This is a genomic window from Ruegeria sp. HKCCSP346, from assembly GCF_017872595.1.
GTDB lineage: Bacteria > Pseudomonadota > Alphaproteobacteria > Rhodobacterales > Rhodobacteraceae > Ruegeria.
In genome coordinates this window covers 309211-328566 of record NZ_JAEDOT010000003.1, presented here as the reverse complement: position 1 = coordinate 328566, position 19356 = coordinate 309211, and the positions used below count along the sequence as shown (strand labels likewise).

The following is a 19356-nucleotide window of genomic DNA, read 5'->3' as shown; positions in this document are numbered from 1 at the left end:
AGGGATGCCCGGGCAATCAACTTTGTGCCTTGCGTTTAGAAATGCGCTGACTTCGTGCCTGCGGGCTTTTCCATCGGAGGCGCAAATTTGGTCAGGTCGATACCTTTCACGGCCGACTTGTATTCCTCGGCGGTCGGCATTCGGCCCAAAACAGCCGACAGCACGACCACCGGGGTCGATGCAAGCAGGGATTCGCCTTTCTTGTCCGCCGCGTCCTCAACAACACGGCCTTGGAACAGTCGTGTGGACGTGGCCAGCACAGTGTCACCCTTTGCCGCTTTCTCCTGGTTGCCCATGCAGAGGTTACATCCCGGACGCTCCAGATACAGGATGTTCTCGTATTCCGTCCGTGCTTTGCTTTTTGGGAACAGATCGTCGAATTCAAAGCCTGAATACTTCTGAAGAATGCTCCACTCGCCTTCTTCTTTCAGCTCATCGATGATGTTGTAGGTGGGCGCAGCAACGACCAGCGGGGCCTTGAATTCTACTGTGCCCTTCTCCTGCTCGATGTTTTTCAGCATCTGCGAGACGATGACCAGATCGCCCTTGTGCACCATGCACGATCCAACAAATCCCAGATCGACCTTTTTTTCCCCTTTGTAGTGGGAAACCGGCCGGATCGTATCATGGGTGTAACGTTTTGATACATCGGCGTTATTGACATCCGGGTCGGCGATCATGGGTTCGCTGATTTCATCCAGGTCAACCACCAACTCGACAAAATACTTGGCGTTTTCATCCGGTTTCAGGGCCGGCTTTTCACCCGACTTGATTTCCGCGATCCGAGCGTTGGCCTTGTCGATCAGACCTTGCAGTGTCCGGGCCTCGTTATCCATTCCCTTGTCGATCATGATCTGAATACGGCTTTTCGCGATTTCCAGAGATTCGATCAACGTGTCATCCGCTGAGATGCAGATCGACGCCTTGGCCTTCATCTCGGCCGTCCAGTCAGTAAAGGTGAATGCCTGATCCGCCAGCAATGTGCCGATGTGAACTTCGATGATCCGCCCCTGGAACACGTTGTCGCCGAATTTCTTCAGCATCTGCGCCTGGGTGGCGTGAACCACATCGCGGAAATCCATGTGATCCGCCATCTGGCCCTTGAACGTCACCTTGACGGATTCCGGGATCGGCATGGTAGCTTCGCCAGTGGCCAGCGCCAGTGCAACAGTACCCGAGTCAGCACCAAACGCGACGCCTTTGGACATACGTGTATGCGAGTCGCCACCGATGATGATCGCCCAGTCATCCACGGTGATGTCGTTCAGAACCTTGTGGATGACGTCTGTCATCGAGTGATAAACACCTTTGGGGTCACGCGCGGTTATCAGGCCAAAGTTGTTCATGAATTTCATCAGTTTTGGGATATTTGCCTGCGCCTTGGAATCCCAAACCGAAGCAGTATGACAGCCAGACTGATAGGCACCGTCAACGGTGGGCGATATCACTGTCGCCGCCATGGCTTCCAGTTCCTGCGCCGTCATCAGGCCGGTGGTGTCCTGCGAACCGACGATGTTGACCTTCACCCGAACGTCCGAGCCCGCATGCAGAACTTTGCTTTCGGCCACGCCAACCGCGTTTTTGTTGAATATCTTTTCAACCGCCGTCAGGCCCTGCCCTTCATGCGAAATCTCCTTGGACGGCGCGAAAGCGGATTTCACCTCGAGACCGAGCGTCTCGGCCGCGAATGTCTGAAGCTTTTTGCCAAAGACAATGGCATAAGATCCTCCGGCCTTTATGAACTCGGTCTTTTGCGGCGTGAAGGATGATGACAGATCGACCAGCTCTTTGTCGCCTGCGTCATTGTACAGCTTTTTGTCCTTGGTGTTGATGGTCAGTACCGTTCCGGTCTCGACGGAATATTTCTGCTCGAGGATAGGATTGCCGTCATTGTTCAGGATAGGATTGCCGTCGGCATCCACTTTCTTGACCCAGTTCTTGAGATCGATGCCGATCCCGCCGGTGACGCCGACGGTGGTCAGAAAGATCGGTGAAATCCCGTTTGTACCGGCAACAACCGGCGCGATGTTCACGAATGGAACATAGGGGCTGGCTTGCTTTCCTGTCCACAATGCAACGTTGTTGACACCGGACATGCGCGACGATCCAACACCCATCGTCCCTTTTTCAGCAACCAGCATGACGCGCTTGTCCGGGTGCTGTTTTTGCAAGTCCTGAATCTCGGCCTGTGCTTCGGGTGAGATCATGCACTTGCCGTGCAATTCACGGTCTGACCGCGAATGCGCCTGATTGCCGGGCGACAGAAGATCGGTCGAAATATCCCCTTCGGCCGCCACATAGGTCACAACCTTGATTTCTTCTTCGATGTCGGGAAGCCGGGTAAAGAACTCGGCCTTGGCATAGCTTTCCAGAATGTCACTTGCAACGGCGCATCCGGCCTCAAAGGCTGTTTTCAGACGGTTGGTATCTGCTTCGTACAGGAACACCTGGGTTTTCAGAACTGCCGCCGCTTTCTGCGCAATCTCTGCGTCATCGCCCAGCGCCAGATCAAGCAGAACCTCTACCGATGGGCCGCCCTTCATATGCGACAGCAATTCAAACGCGAAATCCTGCGAGATTTCTTCAACCGTCGCTTCACCCAGGATGATCTCTTTCAGAAAGCGCGCCTTTTCACCTGCGGCGCTGGTTGTGCCCGGAAGCGTGTTGTAGATGAAGTAGTTCAGTGAATCGGCGCGATGAGCGTGACCCGTATCTTTGATCTGCCCGATGATTTCCTGCAAAAGGGCACCGTCTTCGATGGGTTTGGGGTGCAGACCCTGTTCTTTGCGCGTCTCGATTTCGTTCAGGTATTCTGTGTAAAGGCTCATGACGGTTCCGACCATTTAGCTGATGCACCGGGCCACGTGAAAGCCCGGCACCTTGAATTTGTATGCGGCGGTATACCAAAGCGTACCGACGTGCAAGATACAGATCTGCGACCCAGTGTCCTGCCCTACGGGCGATGCCCGCCGCAATGTCGGGCGATGCGTCGATAGGAATGTTCGATCCCCTACCCCCCGAAAGCCGCAATAAGCGCTTTCGCCAATGGCAAAGAAGAATAGCCCACCCGTGAAGGTGTAAGCCCCATCCGCACGACGACCATGTCACGCGACGGGAAAATTCCGATGGACTGACCGTCATGCCCTTGCAACCAAACCGCGTCTTCAAACGGTGGCAGGTCGCCCGGCGATTTCAACCAGAGATGACCCTTGGCATATTCACCCCCAGACGCCGCAACGGGTCCGAACATCCAGTCCACAAAACCTGTGGGCAAAATCTGTGCGCCGTCCCAAACCCCTTTTTGCAGCAGAAACTGGCCATACCTCGCCCAGTCTCGGGCCGTGGCGTACATATAGCTGGATCCGATGAATGTATCGGCGACATCTGTCTCGATGATCGCCGAAGCCATGCCAAGCGGTTCAAAAAGCGCATCCCGAGGATAGCTCAAACCGCCATCGGGCAGCTTGTCCTGCCACACCCGGGACAACACGGTGGACGTGCCGGAGGAATAGTTGAAGTCGGTTCCAATGCCGGCTTCCAGTGCACGGTCGGCAGCGAAACCGGCCATGTCATCGCTGAGATACAGCATCCTGGTCACGTCTGACACGTCTCCGTATTCTTCATTCCATTGCAGACCGCTTGTCATTGCCAGCATGTCCGCAACAGTAATGTCTCGCCTTGCGTCTTCTGCCCATTCGGGAAAACTGTCGACGAGGGTGTCCGATACATTCATCTGACCCGCTTTGATCAACGTTCCGATCAGCCCGGCCGTCACCGTCTTGGTCATGGACCAGCCCAGCAACGGTGTGTCGGCGTCAAACCCTTCCGCATAGCGTTCGGCCACGATACGCCCGCCTTGAACCACCACTACGGCGCGGTATCCTTCGCCAAGCAGCGTATCATCCGACAAGACGGCCTGAAATTTGGAATCATGAGACTGCGCAACGTCGTTTCCGCTTGGCCAAAGCCCTGTCGGCGCGGGCTTGGCGGCCTCAAGCCCTTGCGCACTCAGGGATGTAGCATGCACGTTGGTGCAGCCAAGCCCTTGCCGGAACTGCGACCTGGCGGGCGCGAAGAACCGAAAGAGTCGCGCATGAACAGTCTGCGCCTCTCGATCGACCTCAATCGAAACATGTTTGAGCAGCGGATGCCCCGGGGCCTGCACATCCACCGCAAGGACCTCTTCCGGATCACGTCCGGCAATGAAAACGTTTGAACAGACAATCTTGGCCGAGTAATTCGTGCCCACTTTCAACAAATCGGGCGGGGCGATCAGCAGATAACCAAGCAGCCCCACGATGCCCAGAACCACGACACCTAGACCCGTTTTCAATACCTTACTGAACATCCGCTGACCTGCCCTTTTGCTGTCTTTTCAGCACAGGTTAGATACATCCAGCTCGGTTTTGCCACTATTCCGTTGCGTATTCTTCCGATGCTGATCGCAAACTCGGCGCCTTTCTCGGTGAACTGCTCAAGTCGCCTCGTCGCTTTGATCCGACGACAACCAAAAGCTTTGCGATTGCCCGGCAAGACGTTGCCAAATCTGTTCACTGAACTCTGGCTTCGCTTCGGCCAAACGAACCATTCTTATTGTCAGCGCCTGTGCAGGCAGGGCCTCTTCAACGCTTACAAGCTGCCCCTGAGCAAGCAGCGTGGCGACCAAAGAGTGGGGTAGCCATGCAACGCCGATTTCATTCACGGCATATTGCAGCATCGCCAGCGTCAGGGCCGTCTCGGCCTTGGCCACGAGTCTGGTTTCGTCGGGCAAACGCGGTGCAATCAATCGGGAAAACACTTGCCCAAGAAAAACATCAGGCGGGTAGACAATCGCAGGAATGGTCTTGCCATCCAATTCCCCGCGCATTGCCGGTGCGCATACCGGGATCAATGTGTCGGCACCAAGCGTCCTCGCCTCGAACGCACTTTCGAGGTTCTGCACCCCACCGTCCGATGCCGCGTACATGATCGCGAAATCGACTTCTTTCGAGATCAGTTGCAACAGGCATTCGTCCTGGTTCCCCGATCGCACCTGAACCGAGATATCGCTGTTTTCGGTCAACATCCGGACCACTTTCGGCGAGACGGTTGTCGTCAACGCATGCTGGCACACGAGCGACAAAGACTGGCTGGCCTGATCGCTTTCTGTTTTCAAATTGTGACGCAGTTTGTGCAGACGCGCGCTCAGCTCGCGCAGTTCAGGTTCCAACGCCTGAACGCCCGGCATTAGGGATACGGGTTTGCGGCGACGATCAAACAGGGTCGCTCCGATACTGCCTTCGATGAGCCGCACCCGACGGGTAAAGGCAGATTGGGTCAGCAGTCGTTTTTCCGCGGCGCGCGTCAGCGATCCGCTGTCCAGCACGGCCAATATGTCATCGATCCATTCCAAACGCATGTGAATCAGATAGCCCAGACCTCACTAATATGCAATTTTTGCAACATAATCACTGAATTTCGAATTAGAAGAGCGGCAACACACAGCGTAAATTGACGAAAATCAATATTAGGAATTGTGACATGCATCTTGCGCGCTTTCCCCGCCTTCACCTCGCCCATCTTCCGACACCGCTTGAACCGATGAAGCGGCTTTCCAAAGAACTGGGGGTGGAAATCTGGATCAAGCGCGACGATTGCACCGGCATGTCAACCGGCGGCAACAAGACCCGCAAGCTGGAATTTCTGATGGCCGAAGCGGAAGCGCAGGGCGCCGACATGGTGATGACGCAAGGTGCCACTCAAACCAACCACGGTCGACAAACCGCAGCGTTTGCCGCCAAGCTGGGCCTTGATTGCCATATTCTTCTGGAAGATCGCACCGGCTATCAAGATGGCAACTACAATACAAATGGCAATGTCCTGCTGGACCACTTGCACGGCGCGACCACCCAGAAGTTTCCCGGGGGTCACGATATGCCGGGCGAAATGGAAAAGGCTGCCGCGAAGAAACGGGCAAAAGGCCGCAATGTCTATGTCATTCCTGGCGGCGGCTCGAACCCGACTGGGGCGCTGGGCTATGTAAACGCGGCCTTTGAACTGTTGGGTCAGGCCAATGACAGCGGATTGCGGATTGACCGGCTGGTACATGCAACCGGGTCGTCCGGTACGCAGGCAGGTTTGGTGACGGGAATGTGCGCCATGAATGCGCAGGTGCCGGTGCTTGGCATCGGGACAAGGGCACCTCGGCCAAAGCAGGAACAGATGGTGTACGACCTCGCCTGCAAGACCGCCGAAAAGCTGGGGTGCGCGGGCGTGGTAAAGCGTGAAGATGTCATGGCCAATACCGACTATGTCGGCGAAGGCTATGGCCTGCCCACTGAAAGCGGCATCGAAGCGATCCAGATGTTTGCCGAATTGGAAGGTATCCTTCTGGATCCCTGCTACTCGGCCAAGGGTGCGGCGGGCCTGATCGATCTGGCGCGCAAAGGCGAATTCAAAGACCAGCGGGTCGTTTTCCTTCACACGGGTGGCGCGGCGGCCTTGGCGGGGTATGACTTTGCCTTCGATCACAAATACCGCTGGGTGAATATCTGAGCAATGACACTGCGCCCCATCGGCATTCTTGGCGGCATGGGCCCTGAGGCAACGATCCTCCTCCAGCGCAAGCTGGTCGAGGCTGTGCCGGTGAGCGACGACCGGGACCACATTCCGCTTTTGATCGACATGAACACTCAGGTCCCGTCACGGATCGCGCATTTGATCGAAGGGGCGGGCGAAGATCCGGGGCCGACACTGGCGGCGATGGCGCGACGTCTTCAGGATGCCGGCGCCGTGGCGCTGGCAATGCCCTGCAACACGGCGCATCACTATGTCAAGGCGATCACCGAAGCCGTGACCGTTCCGCTGTTGAACATGGTTGAACTGGCCGCGGATCACGCCGTCGGGACACTCGGGAAGGGTGGGCGCGTTGGTGTGCTCGCTTCTCCGGCGGTGCGCCGTACTTGTCTTTTCGAAACAGCCCTGCACGCGCGCGGGCTGTCAACCGTTTGGCCAACGGATGACAACGCGATGTTGGCGGCGATCCGCGCGATCAAGGTCAACGGCCAAAACGACAAGGCGCGCGAAACGCTGCGAGCATCCTCAAGAGCCTTGGTCAAGGCGGGGGCGGGCTTGCAGTTTGTCGCTTGCTCTGAATTCTCCCTCATTGCCGACAGCGTCGCGGATGACGCCAATGCAGTGGATACGATCGATCTGCTGGTCCGCGCGATCGTCAATTTTTCTCAGACGGGCCGGCATACGAGGTAAAGGCGCATTTTCCGTTCAACGGCCGGTCGGTGCGCCAAAACGAATCCGTCCGGTCACAAACGCTGCCAAAGCTGGTGCGCGATCTGATCCAAGCTGGCCGGATTGGAAAAGGCTGAAATCGTCAACGTTGCACACCATGCATCGTCACCGATCGGCACCAGCAACCCCTGATCCAGCTCCGCCGAGATCGACGTTTCGGGCATCCAGGCAAATCCGCTGCCGGTCATCAATCTTCGCTTGATCGTTTCGACGAGGCTATCGACATATATCGTTTCGGTATTCTGGGGTTTCCGGTCAACGGTGTTTTCAACGACCATGCCCAAGAAGGACGATCGGTCATAGGCCAGATAAGGGATCGGCGGGCCATCCTGCCGGGACAAATCCCAACCCAGTGTCCGAACCGGCTGTGCGGCAGCCACCGGTATCAGACGGTCCTTCAACAGATCCTTACGCTCGAACGCGGTTTCGTCGATCATGGGCGAGACAGTATGGTGATAGTAGCACAGCAGGATATCCACCGCGCCTTCGACCAAAAGATCACAGCAGGTGCTCAGAGAATCGGACAGGACGCGCGTGCGCAATTCCGGGATCTGCTTCTGCAACTCTTCTATGCGGGTCGCCAAAAAATTAACCGCAATGGTGTGCAGAACCGAAAACCGGATGAACCGACTGTCGCCCCGGTCGGCGTCCCGCAGGGATTGGCGGGATTCAGACAGCTGTGAAATTGCCGCCTGGGCAACAGGCAGGAATTGTTTGCCGGCCTCGGTCAATTGCACCGGATAGGTTGCCCGATTGACCAAAGGCAGCCCCACCCAGCTTTCCAACGCTTTGATTCTGCGACTGAATGCGGATTGCGTGATGTTACGTTCATCAGACGCACGGGTGAAGTTCAAGGTCCGGGCGAGGCATTCAAAATCGCGTAACCAATTCAGATCCAATGCGTATCCCCGCTTGTGAAAGAGCATCTTCAGCAAGGATACAGAAAATTATGCAGAAAAAGAATAGTTTGATGAAATGTTCGAATTGGCTCTCAGAAAAGCTCCTGTTCTAGACTTCCGGGCAGGGTCTGGCGGTTGGTCTTGTTTCAGCCTTCCGTCCGAATGTGTCGCCAAAGGCATGTTGGCGCCCCCCTATTGCGCGACGGGAAAATCGAACGACGGAAAGAACGACGCCGAACCACGGCGCATTTCAACAGAGGAGAAGACCATGAGAACCAATCTGAAAAAGCTGGGGATGGCTGCTGTGGTCAGCGTCTGCGCTGTACCGGCATTCGCAGCCGAAGAGGTGAAAATCGGCGTGCCATCCTGGACCGGTGCACAAGCGATTGCCCATGTGCTGGGCGCGGTCGTGGAAATGCGCATCGGGGGCAAAGTGGAATATGTGCCCGGCAACAACGCCACAATCTTTCAGGCGATGGATCAGGGCAAGGGCGATATCGACGTACATCCCGACGTTTGGCTGCCCAACCAGGAAAGCTTCACCAAGAAATATGTGGACGAAGCGGGCACCGTCACTCTGTCATCGAACCCCTACGAGGGTAATCAGGGTTTCTGCGTCAGCAAAGACTTTGGTGAAGCCAACAACATCACCGACATCGCCGATCTGGGCCGCCCGGATGTGGCCGCATTGATGGACAGTGACGGCAATGGCAAAGGTGAAATGTGGATTGGCGCGCCAGGTTGGGCTTCGGCCAACGTGAACGAAGTCAAAACCCGCGATTACGGCCTGCTTGATTTCATTGAGCCGATACGCGCCGAGGAAAGCGTGAAAACCGCGCGGATCAAGGACAGCATCGCCAAGGGCGAAGGCTACGCCTTTTATTGCTACAAGCCGCATGCTGTCTGGTACATGTTCGACGTCCAGATGTTGACCGAGCCACAATTCGACCCGGCAAAATACGTGATGGTCCAACCGTCTGATGACCCGGACTGGTACAACAAATCCAATGTTGCGACCAAGGACGCGCTCAAGAACGTGCAGATTGCGTGGTCCAACACGCTGCCAGAGCGTTCTCCGGCGATTGCCGATTTCTTGGCGAATTTCGCATTGACGGCGGATGATGTCAGCGGGTTCGCCTATGAGATCAGCGGCAAGGGCCGCGACCCGGCGGACGTTGCCCGTGAATGGGTCGAAGCGAACCCGGATCGTGTCGACGCCTGGCTGGGTCTCTGATCTTTCGTCCCAAAACAGGGTGGCGGCAATGGACGGCGCCACCCAAATGCGCACCTCTGGGGGACTTATGAGCGACGATACCGTTATTGAAATCTCGAATGTCTGGAAGATTTTCGGGGGCAGGCCCGAGGTCGCGCTGCAGGCAATCCGCGACCGTGGATTGGACAAGGCCCAGGTGCTGGCGGAATACAACTGCGTTGTCGGCGTCGCGGATGTCAGTCTTTCGGTCAACCGGGGCGAGATATTCTGCATCATGGGCCTGTCAGGCAGCGGGAAGTCCACTCTGGTTCGCCATTTCAACCGGCTGTTGGAACCCACCGCAGGCAAGATCGAAATCGAAGGCACTGACGTGATGGCCCTGGGCCCGAAAGAGCTTCAGCAGTTTCGCAACAACAAGATTGGCATGGTGTTTCAGAACTTTGCGCTGATGCCGCATCGGTCTGTGCTGGACAATGTCGCAATGCCGCTGGAGATCCGGCAGGTCAGCAAAAATGAACGCATGCGTCAGGCCGCGGCTATTCTGGATATCGTCGAACTCGGAGCCTGGGGATCGAAATTCGCACACGAGCTGTCCGGGGGTATGCAGCAACGTGTGGGCCTTGCCCGGGCACTGGCAGCGAACCCGGATGTGTTGTTGATGGACGAACCGTTCTCGGCGTTGGACCCGTTGATCCGGCGGCAATTGCAGGATGAGTTCATTCGACTGAGTAAAATCCTGAAAAAGACGACGATCTTCATCACCCATGATTTGGATGAAGCCGTCCGTATCGGGAACCGGATCGCAATCATGCGCGACGGAAAGGTGGTGCAGATCGGGACGGCCGAAGACATCGTCATGAACCCCGCCGACGACTATGTCGCCGATTTCGTGGCGGGTATCTCAAGGCTCAAGGTGGTGCGTGCCCACGCCGTCATGCGGCCCATACCGGAACATGTCGCGACCCACGGTCCTCTGCCCTCGGATGCCCCGCGTGTGAATGAAGGCGAAAACCTGAGCACGCTGATCAATCTGGCAATCGACACCGACAGCGCGATCCTTGTGGAGGACGGCGGCGAGGATGTTGGCGTCATAACCCGTGCCGATCTGTTGCGCACCGTGATCGAAGGAACCGAAGTGTCATGAGGTCTTCAGATGTGAACCCGCTGGAAGATACCGAGAGCGAAGCAGCCCAGGCATATGCCGAAGAGCGGCGCGAAAACATCCGGGCCTTTGTTCGCACCAGCCCCGACTATTACATCCGCAACTTCGACAAGATCGGCGCGTCGTCCCGATTTACGCCGACTTTCAATCTGATGGCCGGGTTGTTTGGCCCGGTCTGGTTCGGTGCGCGGGGCTTGTGGTCATGGGCGTTGCCATTTCTGATCCTGGAAACAATAGCCTATGTGCAGATCGCGCGCGGGTTGTTCGGCGACCTGGCGGCCGAGGCAATGGAACGCATCGCGTCAATTGAAGGGACGCTTGAGCTGCGCCGTCAGCAGTTGGCCGCTGCCATCGAAAACAACTCGGACAAGATCGACGTCTACCAGCGGACGGTGGACTCGCTCGAGGAAAACATAGGCGGCATCCGCGCCGAAGCCGAAGCAATGGCCGCTGAAGGGCCTTACATCGTTCTGACCGGCCTGATCATTCTGATCATCGTCAAGCTTGTTCAGTCTCAGGTGGCAAATTGGGCGCTCGAGTCGCGTTTCTCGGAATGGCTGTCAGATCGTTCAATCCGATCTGCAATGCCGGTATCGCAGATCGTGTTCAGCGCGATCTTCATGGCGCTGATCGTTGCTGCGGCGATGATGCATTACAGCTTTCCGGGGCGTTTCTCGTTGCTCAGCCATTTCCCGACAGACCCCAATATCCGCCTGACCAGCATCACCTGGGTGGAAGATTTCATCGCCTGGTGCGTGCGCAACAGCGAAGCGTTCTTTGACGGGCTGACATTCGGCATCCGTACCCTGCTGGACGCGCTTGAGGTCATCTTGGTGCAGACGCCTTGGATCGTGATCGCCAGTCTCATCATTCTGCTGACATGGCTGACTGCGGGTGTCAGCACGGCAATCTATTCGGGCGCGTTTCTGGCCTATATGGGGCTGTTGGGCTTTTGGGAGGGCGCAATGACCACGCTGGCCTTGTTGGGGACAGCGGCATGCCTGTCGATTGTCATCGGAATTCCACTGGGCATGTTCGCGGCGCGTCGCCCTCGGTTCTACGCTTTCATCCAGCCGATCATGGATTTCATGCAAACCATGCCCGCCTTTGTTTTCATGGTCCCCGTGATCGCGTTTTTTGGTGTCGGCAAGCCGGCGGCGGTTGTGGTCACGATGATTTTCGGTGGTACGCCCGTGGTGCGCCTGACCGTTCTCGGCTTGCGTGGCGTGCCCGAAAGCGTGCGCGAGGCGGCGATCAGTTTCGGCGCCAACAAATGGTACCTGCTCACCAAAGTCGACTTGCCGCTGGCAAGCCCGTCGATCCGGGCGGGGATCAATCAGACAATCATGTTGTCACTGGCAATGGTTGTTGTTGCGTCTCTGATCGGTGCCAAAGGGCTGGGCGAGGATGTTCTTGAAGCGTTGCAATACGCGAATGTGGGCCAGGGTATTCTTGCGGGGTTCTCAATCCTGTTCTGTGCCATGATCCTCGATCGGATTGTACAGGGCGGCCGGAAATGACACCCATCGTGTTTATTCATGGGTTCCTGGGCGGCAGTCGGCAATGGCAGCGGCAGGTCGAGGCCCTGAAAGGTTACGATGTCATCACGCTGGATCTGCCGGGTTTTGGCGAAAATGCGCAACGTGACGCGTTTTGCAGCATCTCGGGATTCGCGGACTGGGCTCTGAATGAGCTGACGATGCGCGACATCGAGACATTCCACCTGGTTGGTCACTCGATGGGTGGAATGGTCGCGCAGGAAATGGTTGCCCGTGCGCCCGAGCGTATTGACCGTTTGGTTCTTTATGGCACCGGCTCCGTCGGTGTGCTGCCCGGGCGGTTTGAGACCATCGACACCTCGAAAACCCGTGCCTGTGCAGACGGGCCGAAAGTGACGGCGCGGCGGATTGCGGCAACCTGGTTTCTCGAACGCGAAAATGCTTTGGAATATGAACTTTGCGCCACGATAGCCCAGAAAAGCAACCTGAAGGCCATGCTCGCTGGATTGGATGCGATGCACTTCTGGAGCGGCGCTGAAAACCTGCCGGCAATCAAGACCAAGACGCTGATTATCTGGGGGGATCGTGATCGCACCTACCCATGGAGTCAGACGGAACAGTTGTGGCAATCCATCCCGAATGCAAACCTCGCGGTGATACCAAACTCTGCACATGCGGCGCATCTGGAAAAAGCCGAGCTGTTCAACGGGATATTGCGAGACTACTTTGCTGCCTGATGAATTGCGCCAAACAATTGAACCGGTCAGATGTTGCCATTCCGCGGCAAACCGGATGATCGATTTGGTCGAACGCCATGGTCCGTCAGATTAATCCGTTGATCGGCCGGATTTTACATATCAACGCGTCGCCGCAAGACCACCAGTTCCTGGCCTGATATTCGGCAGGGCCCCAAATTGGCATGCGTTCCTGCCCTCACGCTTGAATCGTCGAAAAAGTTTCCTTCGCGCAGTTGTGCACCCAATCCAACGGCACTGCGCAAATCGATCAGATTTGCAAAACACGGACGTCCGGCATGGACCGGATCGTGGCCAGATCTTGCTCGTAAAGCTCTGTGAACGCTTCAACTATATCGGAATTCCAGCCCGGCAAGTCGAGCTCTTCCTCGATCTGCTCCGGTCGGGCGTATTCGTCCAGAATATTTGCCATCTCTTCACGTCGGCGGCCGGGATCGATGGCGTCCCCTTTTCTCACGATGTCCAATACATGACGTTGTCCGGCTTCTGTCAAAAGGGAGGACAGGAATGCAAACTCTTCATGAAGCACAGCCTCATCAGGCAATCCCGCTATGGCGCGGACGATATCGCCCCAGATAAGCGGCGAATTCTCGTGTTCCCACAAGGTGAGCTGAACCTGAGGCGCAAGATCCCGCAGGTCTTCGATCATGCCAAGCCAGCTGAGGCAGCTTAAATCGGTGCTGGCCAGAATGTCCCGCCGATGGTCCTCATGGATCGAGGCCAGAATCTTTGGAATAAAAACCCCGGGGTTCACCAGCCCTGCAAACACTTGAACCTGCACGCCGTCCAGCAGAGTGTCCGCATGGGCCGTTCTATTCCCCGCAAACGGATAGATCTGGCCGTCTTGCAGCGCGGTGCGCCTGGGGCCAAAGAACTTGTCGCTCGACACAACCACGCGGTCCAGATTCTGGTTTCCGGCAACAAGCTCGGACAATCTGTTCCGTGCGTCTGCATCAGATACATCCTGCAGAATCGATTCAGACATCACTTTGACGAATAGCCGGGACCGACGCGGCCCCAGAACCGCAGTTTGGTACTTGGCCAGTACGCTCCTGTTCGCACCAAGCGAGGACATCACCAGCCCTTCATCCGAAAAGGCAACACCGGCGTGGATGGCAACCTGCATTTTTTCCTTTACCCCTTGGCTTTTCTGCATAGCCGCGTCCGTTACCACACGCGAGATATTTGCAACGGATGAATTCAGCGTTTTTTGCACGTTCTCAGGAAATCGGGCAATGTCTAAGTTTGGGCTAAAATTCAGGCTTGCAGTCCACTGCCAGAGGAAGTAATCGACAGCCAGTGCCCCTATAGCTCAGCTGGTAGAGCAACTGATTTGTAATCAGTAGGTCCGCGGTTCGAGTCCGTGTGGGGGCACCACTTGAAATCATTGAAAATGAACAAATAATTTCGCATCGCCGGCGATGTGCGTTTCGAATTTTCAAACGTTTTTCTAACGTTCGCGGTTTCGTTGCCCCGTCGTTTAAACGTGCCGGCGACTCAGTGAAAAATTTCCAGGGTGCGCCAAAATCCCGCTACATCAGGGCTTTAGCGTTCCGCCGTACAGGGGGCATCTTTGCTCAGTAGGTGGGAAAACACGATTCCGTACTCTCAGCCTGTCCAGTCGATTTGACTGGGAGAAGAGAGGTTTCCCTTGCCGTCGGATTTGATCAAGGGCCTCAGCTTCTTGCTCCCTTTTTGTGAAGCGAAAAGGGAGTCCCGTCGAGGAATGGGTTCATCTGATCAACGGTAAGCTGCTTGTCGTCACCAACAGTTTGATTGTCGACTATGAGATTTCGGCCGAAACTCTTCTTGATCTCAAGTTCGACGCCAAAGTAATCCGAGCTTTGTCAGCCTTTGGGTCAGCCCCATCATATCTGATCAACGACCAAGAAGACTTTTGTCAGAAGTGGGACGACGGCCAACGGTTTTTCATATCCAGAAAGGGCGCATTGAAACCCATATGGTTTCCCGGATCACCACGCGACTTGGCTGGTCGAAAAAGCGTTGAACGACGACCATGTTCCCAAGAGCCCACGGCGATCCAGAAAGGCAGGAAGCCGCGAAAGAACATCGAACGACGGCCACGATTCTTCACTGATCGAAGATTGATGGATTGGCCGCTTCAGAAAGATCAAGTGGCCTCGGAACAGCCCCGCGCCGAACGTTCAAGAGTCATGGGCGATGCTGCGATCCAGATGTTCGGTCAAGGGACTTCTTTGAGCGTATTTCGACAAGCGCAAAACACGGTCGACGCGGAATACCGACCTTCTCAAAATCGGTATTTGATTGGCAACAAACCAGAAGAACAGACTTTCGGCGCTGATGTTTCGACACCGCCCGGTCCAAAATACAGGTCTCGGAACTTGTTTCGGTTAAGGAAGTCCCGAGATTTATCTGGACGGCGCTCCTGATGGGGTGGACGTCGATGCCCTGGTCAGCACTTTCAGGTCGCACTTGGTCGTCGTGATCTTTTCGGAATGCTCTGCGACAATGCTTGTGATCAATTCTGCGGACAGGGCGCCAATGCGCTTGGCTGGGATGCGAATGGTCGAGAGGGACGGTTCGATTTCGCTTGAGCCTTTGAAATCTCCGATTCCCATGACGGACAGGTCTTCAGGAACACGCACACCGCAGTGTTTTGCCGCGTACAGCACGCCCTGAGCGATAATGTCATTGCCGCATAAAATAGCGGTAGGACGTGGTGAATGATCCAACAAGCTTATGCAGGCGCGTTTGGCTTCCAAAATGCTATAGGGGGCTTCCAGGCGCCATTGTTCGGGAACCTCGATCCGTTCCAATCCCAATTCTTCCAAGGCGCCGTGCAACCGGTCATATGCGCGATCATTCCCGGCAGGGTCGGGAAAGATCAAACCTATGTCGCGGTGTCCCAAATCCAGCAAGTGGCGTGCGGACAAACGGCCAGCTTCAGAATTCTGAACACCCACGCAAGACAATCGCGCTTCATCGTCATAGTTCCAGATTGCAATCGTCGGAACACCCTGTTGTTCGATCAATTGATACGTCGATTCCGAGTGTTCAAGCCCGATAAGCGCAAGCCCGTCAACGCGATGCTCCATCAGTTTGCGCAGCATCTTGTATTCGCGCTCCAGATCGAACCCGTGCGAAGCAATCAACATCGTGAAACCATGCTGGTCCAGCCCATCCGAAAAGGATTGGATCAGTTCAGCGAAGATGGCGTTGTCGATTGTCGGAACCACCAGCCCGACAGTTCCGCTGCGTCGGCCGTGCATGACTTGCGCGGCTCGGTTGCGAATATAACCAAGCTTCTGCACCGCCCGGTCAATCTTTTTCCGAGTCGCCGGCTTGAGCAATTCCGGGTGATTGAAGCTTCTCGAAACCGTCGAGATGGAAACACCGGCAGCCTTTGCGACAGCGACAATATCCGGCTTATCCATATGTTTTTTATTCACAACTTTCATTCGATCGAGGCTATTTATGAAAACATTTGCAAAACTATTTTCATCTCTTAGCCTAAAATGTCAACGCGCAAACAAACACAGGGATGCAACGTGGAATTTCTGTATTACTTCGGAGATGTCTTCACACCGGTCTCGTTCGGGCTGTTGCTCTTGGGAACGATTGGCGGGCTGATTTTGGGGGCAACCCCCGGACTGTCACCCACCATGGCCGTGGCCCTGCTGATCCCATTCACGTTTCATCTGGCACCCGTTCAGGGGCTGATCCTTCTTGGCGCGGCCTATACCTCGACGGTCGCCGGCGGCGCGGTCAGCGCCATCCTTCTGAAAATTCCCGGAGCGCCCGCAAACATCGCCACGACGTTGGATGGGCATACGATGGCCAAGCAGGGCAAGGGCGCACAGGCGTTGCAGCTGAGCTTTCTGGCGTCTGCCGTTGGGGGGGTGATCGGAGTGCTTCTGCTCATCTTCCTGACACCGGTTCTTGCGCAATGGGCGTTGGCCTTTGGACCAAGCCACCTGTTCTGGCTCGCCATCCTGGGCGTAACCGTCATTGGATCGCTGGATAGTGCATCCGTTGTCAAAGGGTTGCTGTCGGGATGCATCGGTCTTTGGCTTGCGACCATTGGGTTCGATGACATCATGGGCGCGCAACGGTTCATCTTCCACCCGGCGCTTGGTGGCGGCATCAACATCATCGCCGCGCTCATCGGGCTTTTTGCAATTCCTCAGGTCCTGACCATGTTCGCCAAGGGCCGCAACACGGCAAATGCCGAAGTGATCGAAGTCGAAAAGCACTCGATCATGGATGCGGTGCGTGAGCTTCTGCGCCGCCCGAGGGCGCTGAGCATCGGCACCATTACCGGCTCGGTCATCGGGCTGATCCCGGGCGTCGGTGGACAGATCGCGGGTTTGGTCGCCTATGACCAGACCAAGAAGTTCAGTCCCGAGCGCGAGAAATTCGGAAAGGGCCACAGCGAAGGCGTGATCGCAGCGGAAAGCGCGAACAACGCCATGGTCGGCCCCAGCCTTGTTCCGCTTTTGACGCTCTCGATCCCGGGGTCGCCGACTGCGGCGGTGCTGCTGGGCGGCCTGTTGATCCACGGGATTTTTCCCGGCACGGACCTTTTCGACAACCACCCGGATGTTGCCTGGACCTTCATAAATTCGATGCTGATCGGGCAGGTGTTGATGTGCATCTTCGGTCTTTATGTCGCGGGCCTTGCCGCCCGGGTGGCGCAGGTACCGCAGAGCGTCATGGCCGCAGTTGTTCTGGGCCTGGCTGTCTTCGGAAGCTATTCGGTACAGTCCAGCATGGGCGACGTCTATGTCATGGCGGCACTTGGCGTCATGATGTACTTTCTTGAGCGTTTTGGCTTTTCAGCTGCGCCACTGGTGCTTGGCCTGATCCTTGGCCCGATTGCCGAGGCGAACTTCATTCAAGGTTCGATGATTGCAGGGGCCAGCGAAGGGATGGCCAGCTATTTCCTGACCGGAACGCTGAATATCGTTCTGATCGCAATCGTCATCGCTTCGATCGCCTATTCGGTCTGGATGGAGCTTCGCAATCGTCGCTACACATCAAAAGAGGAGATCATGGCATGAGTTCCGTCAGTCTTCCACGCGCGCAACATATTGTGGCGTCCGGCGTCATTGCTGCCGTCGGGATCTGGGTGGCATGGGTCAGCTATACCCAGCAACCGGCCGAAGCTTTCTTGTTCCCACGCCTGATTTCGACTGTGTTTGTCGTTCTGGCCCTGTGGACGTTTGCCAAGGCGCTTCTGGGCTGGACCAAGGTGGGCAACGGCGTCTCGCGCAAGGATTTCATTTGGCTTCTGCCAGGACTGATTATCGCGCTCATCTACATCTTTTGGGCCGCCAAGGCGCTTGGGTTTTACACCGCCGGAACGATCACATTCTTCTTGCTGCTCAGCTTCTATGACCCTGCACCGCATGGCGAAATCAAAACCTGGACTAGGCGTGTGATCATCACGATCGGGTATTTGGCCGTAATGTATGGGCTCTTCGCCATGCTCCTCAAAGTTTACACGCCACGAGAAGTATTTTTCTGAAAAAGACCGCGCGAAAAGCGGCTTACGCAAATCCAAGGGAGGATCTGAAATGAAACATCTACTGGCAGGCGCTGCACTGGCGCTGATGTCCCTGACCGGTGGCGCGGCCGTCGCGCAGGACTACCCCGAACGCCCGATCATGATGATGGTCAGTTATGGTGCGGGTGGCGCCACCGACTTTCAGGCGCGTATCGTCACCATGACTGCGGGCAATGAAGACGCGCTTGGAATGCCCATCGCGATCATCAACAAGCCGGGGGCCGGTGGCCGTGTCGGCTGGAACTGGTTTGCGACACAGGCCGAAGCTGATGGCTATACGCTGGCGGCTTACAACATCCCGCATTTCATCGCCCAGTCGATCAAGGGCGGCGTTGAATACTCGGCAGACAGCTTTGAGCCCATCGCCAACTGGGGGGCGGATCCTGCGGTATTCGTCGTGGCCAAGGACAGCCCCTTCAATTCCATGCAGGAGGTGGTGAACTATGCCAAGGAAAACCCGGGGAAGCTGACCTTTTCGGGTGCGGGCCTGTTCGTCGGGCACCACATCGCCGCTTTGCAGCTTGAGAAGGAAGCCGGGGTCAAAATGGCGTACATCCCGACCAAGGGCGGCGGTGCGGCGGCCATGAAAGCCGTGATTGCAGGCGACGTCATGGGCGGCGTGAACAACCTGTCCGATGCGTTCCGCGCACAGGAAGCCGGAAATGTCAAAATCCTTGGCGTGTTCGATCTGGAACGCAGCGCGTTCCTGCCGGACGTCCCCACACTGAAAGAGCAAGGCTTTGACATCGACAATGCCAGCGTGAATTTCCGCGGTGTCATGGTCCCCAAGGGCACCCCACCAGAGGTCATCGACAAACTGGCCGCTACAGTCCCGGAAATGTTCAAAAACGCGCGGGTGGCAGGAAAAATGAAAGCCGGTGGATCGCCCATGCACGTCATGACCCGCGAAGAGGTTCAACAGATGTGGGCCGCACGTCAGGAAACCCTGCAAGAGCTTCTGGCGGGTCTGTAACGATTTGAGCAGTGGCACAGGAT

General features: G+C 56.3%; 15 protein-coding genes and 1 tRNA gene. 10 read left to right on the top strand and 6 right to left on the bottom strand.

Going from position 1 to position 19356, the window contains the following annotated elements:
• Window positions 1-35 precede the first annotated feature (35 nt).
• From I9185_RS12770 to I9185_RS12760, 3 genes are all read right to left on the bottom strand, one after another.
• A complete protein-coding gene (locus I9185_RS12770) occupies window positions 36-2828 on the bottom strand; it encodes a bifunctional aconitate hydratase 2/2-methylisocitrate dehydratase (RefSeq protein WP_210093241.1) in 2793 nt (930 codons plus the stop codon).
• Window positions 2829-3010: 182 nt separating this feature from the next.
• Window positions 3011-4348, bottom strand: a complete 1338-nt coding sequence (locus I9185_RS12765; RefSeq protein ID WP_171724154.1) for a serine hydrolase — start codon at window positions 4346-4348, stop codon at window positions 3011-3013.
• Between the two features lie 126 nt (window positions 4349-4474).
• Window positions 4475-5398 (bottom strand): LysR substrate-binding domain-containing protein, encoded by a 924-nt coding sequence (locus I9185_RS12760; protein WP_210093240.1) that lies wholly within the window; start codon window positions 5396-5398, stop codon window positions 4475-4477.
• Between the two features lie 122 nt (window positions 5399-5520).
• On the opposite strand from I9185_RS12760, the gene I9185_RS12755 reads away from it, so the two are divergent.
• Both I9185_RS12755 and I9185_RS12750 read left to right on the top strand, forming a co-directional pair.
• Window positions 5521-6534 carry a D-cysteine desulfhydrase gene (locus tag I9185_RS12755; RefSeq protein WP_171724152.1) on the top strand — a complete coding sequence of 338 codons (1014 nt, stop codon included), beginning with the start codon at window positions 5521-5523 and terminating at the stop codon, window positions 6532-6534.
• A 3-nt stretch (window positions 6535-6537) separates the two neighbouring features.
• On the top strand, window positions 6538-7245 hold the full coding sequence (locus I9185_RS12750) for an amino acid racemase (protein WP_210093239.1): 708 nt from the start codon (window positions 6538-6540) through the stop codon (window positions 7243-7245).
• 53 nt (window positions 7246-7298) lie between these two features.
• Here the strand turns inward: I9185_RS12750 and I9185_RS12745 are convergent, their stop codons facing one another.
• Window positions 7299-8183: a LysR family transcriptional regulator gene (locus tag I9185_RS12745; protein ID WP_171635733.1), complete on the bottom strand. Its 885-nt coding sequence runs from the start codon at window positions 8181-8183 to the stop codon at window positions 7299-7301.
• A 268-nt stretch (window positions 8184-8451) separates the two neighbouring features.
• On the opposite strand from I9185_RS12745, the gene I9185_RS12740 reads away from it, so the two are divergent.
• From I9185_RS12740 to I9185_RS12725, 4 genes are all read left to right on the top strand, one after another.
• On the top strand, window positions 8452-9417 hold the full coding sequence (locus I9185_RS12740) for a glycine betaine ABC transporter substrate-binding protein (protein ID WP_171724150.1): 966 nt from the start codon (window positions 8452-8454) through the stop codon (window positions 9415-9417).
• A gap of 67 nt (window positions 9418-9484) precedes the next feature.
• Window positions 9485-10540, top strand: a complete 1056-nt coding sequence (locus I9185_RS12735) for a glycine betaine/L-proline ABC transporter ATP-binding protein (protein ID WP_209834135.1) — start codon at window positions 9485-9487, stop codon at window positions 10538-10540.
• Window positions 10537-12078 (top strand): ABC transporter permease subunit, encoded by a 1542-nt coding sequence (locus I9185_RS12730; protein WP_209834136.1) that lies wholly within the window; start codon window positions 10537-10539, stop codon window positions 12076-12078. The genes I9185_RS12735 and I9185_RS12730 overlap by 4 nt, the downstream gene beginning before the upstream one ends.
• Complete coding sequence (locus I9185_RS12725) at window positions 12075-12794, top strand: alpha/beta hydrolase (RefSeq protein WP_210093238.1); 720 nt, start codon at window positions 12075-12077, stop codon at window positions 12792-12794. Before I9185_RS12730 ends, I9185_RS12725 begins: the two co-directional genes overlap by 4 nt.
• Before the next feature lie 268 nt (window positions 12795-13062).
• Here I9185_RS12725 and I9185_RS12720 read toward each other — a convergent pair whose 3' ends face one another.
• Complete coding sequence (locus I9185_RS12720; protein WP_171635722.1) at window positions 13063-13968, bottom strand: hypothetical protein; 906 nt, start codon at window positions 13966-13968, stop codon at window positions 13063-13065.
• A 145-nt stretch (window positions 13969-14113) separates the two neighbouring features.
• Here I9185_RS12720 and I9185_RS12715 point away from each other — a divergent pair.
• Window positions 14114-14189 (top strand) — tRNA-Thr (locus I9185_RS12715).
• 1013 nt (window positions 14190-15202) lie between these two features.
• Here the strand turns inward: I9185_RS12715 and I9185_RS12710 are convergent.
• Window positions 15203-16228 carry a LacI family DNA-binding transcriptional regulator gene (locus I9185_RS12710; RefSeq protein WP_171724145.1) on the bottom strand — a complete coding sequence of 342 codons (1026 nt, stop codon included), beginning with the start codon at window positions 16226-16228 and terminating at the stop codon, window positions 15203-15205.
• Between the two features lie 114 nt (window positions 16229-16342).
• Here I9185_RS12710 and I9185_RS12705 point away from each other — a divergent pair, with 114 nt between their 5' ends.
• From I9185_RS12705 to I9185_RS12695, 3 genes are read left to right on the top strand one after another with little or no spacing between them, the layout of a single operon-like run.
• On the top strand, window positions 16343-17854 hold the full coding sequence (locus I9185_RS12705) for a tripartite tricarboxylate transporter permease (protein ID WP_171635718.1): 1512 nt from the start codon (window positions 16343-16345) through the stop codon (window positions 17852-17854).
• Window positions 17851-18321 (top strand): tripartite tricarboxylate transporter TctB family protein, encoded by a 471-nt coding sequence (locus tag I9185_RS12700; RefSeq protein ID WP_171635715.1) that lies wholly within the window; start codon window positions 17851-17853, stop codon window positions 18319-18321. The genes I9185_RS12705 and I9185_RS12700 overlap by 4 nt, the downstream gene beginning before the upstream one ends.
• Window positions 18322-18370: 49 nt before the next feature.
• Window positions 18371-19333: a tripartite tricarboxylate transporter substrate binding protein gene (locus I9185_RS12695; RefSeq protein ID WP_171635713.1), complete on the top strand. Its 963-nt coding sequence runs from the start codon at window positions 18371-18373 to the stop codon at window positions 19331-19333.
• Window positions 19334-19356 lie beyond the last annotated feature (23 nt).

Coding starts and splice junctions, on each gene's coding strand:
- I9185_RS12755 (WP_171724152.1), top strand. CDS start 5,521: ATGCATCTTGCGCGCTTTCCCCGCCTTCACCTCGCCCATCTTCCGACA.
- I9185_RS12760 (WP_210093240.1), bottom strand. CDS start 5,398: ATGCGTTTGGAATGGATCGATGACATATTGGCCGTGCTGGACAGCGGA.
- I9185_RS12730 (WP_209834136.1), top strand. CDS start 10,537: ATGAGGTCTTCAGATGTGAACCCGCTGGAAGATACCGAGAGCGAAGCA.
- I9185_RS12750 (WP_210093239.1), top strand. CDS start 6,538: ATGACACTGCGCCCCATCGGCATTCTTGGCGGCATGGGCCCTGAGGCA.
- I9185_RS12765 (WP_171724154.1), bottom strand. CDS start 4,348: ATGTTCAGTAAGGTATTGAAAACGGGTCTAGGTGTCGTGGTTCTGGGC.
- I9185_RS12710 (WP_171724145.1), bottom strand. CDS start 16,228: ATGGATAAGCCGGATATTGTCGCTGTCGCAAAGGCTGCCGGTGTTTCC.
- I9185_RS12720 (WP_171635722.1), bottom strand. CDS start 13,968: ATGCAGAAAAGCCAAGGGGTAAAGGAAAAAATGCAGGTTGCCATCCAC.
- I9185_RS12725 (WP_210093238.1), top strand. CDS start 12,075: ATGACACCCATCGTGTTTATTCATGGGTTCCTGGGCGGCAGTCGGCAA.
- I9185_RS12735 (WP_209834135.1), top strand. CDS start 9,485: ATGAGCGACGATACCGTTATTGAAATCTCGAATGTCTGGAAGATTTTC.
- I9185_RS12770 (WP_210093241.1), bottom strand. CDS start 2,828: ATGAGCCTTTACACAGAATACCTGAACGAAATCGAGACGCGCAAAGAA.
- I9185_RS12695 (WP_171635713.1), top strand. CDS start 18,371: ATGAAACATCTACTGGCAGGCGCTGCACTGGCGCTGATGTCCCTGACC.
- I9185_RS12740 (WP_171724150.1), top strand. CDS start 8,452: ATGAGAACCAATCTGAAAAAGCTGGGGATGGCTGCTGTGGTCAGCGTC.
- I9185_RS12700 (WP_171635715.1), top strand. CDS start 17,851: ATGAGTTCCGTCAGTCTTCCACGCGCGCAACATATTGTGGCGTCCGGC.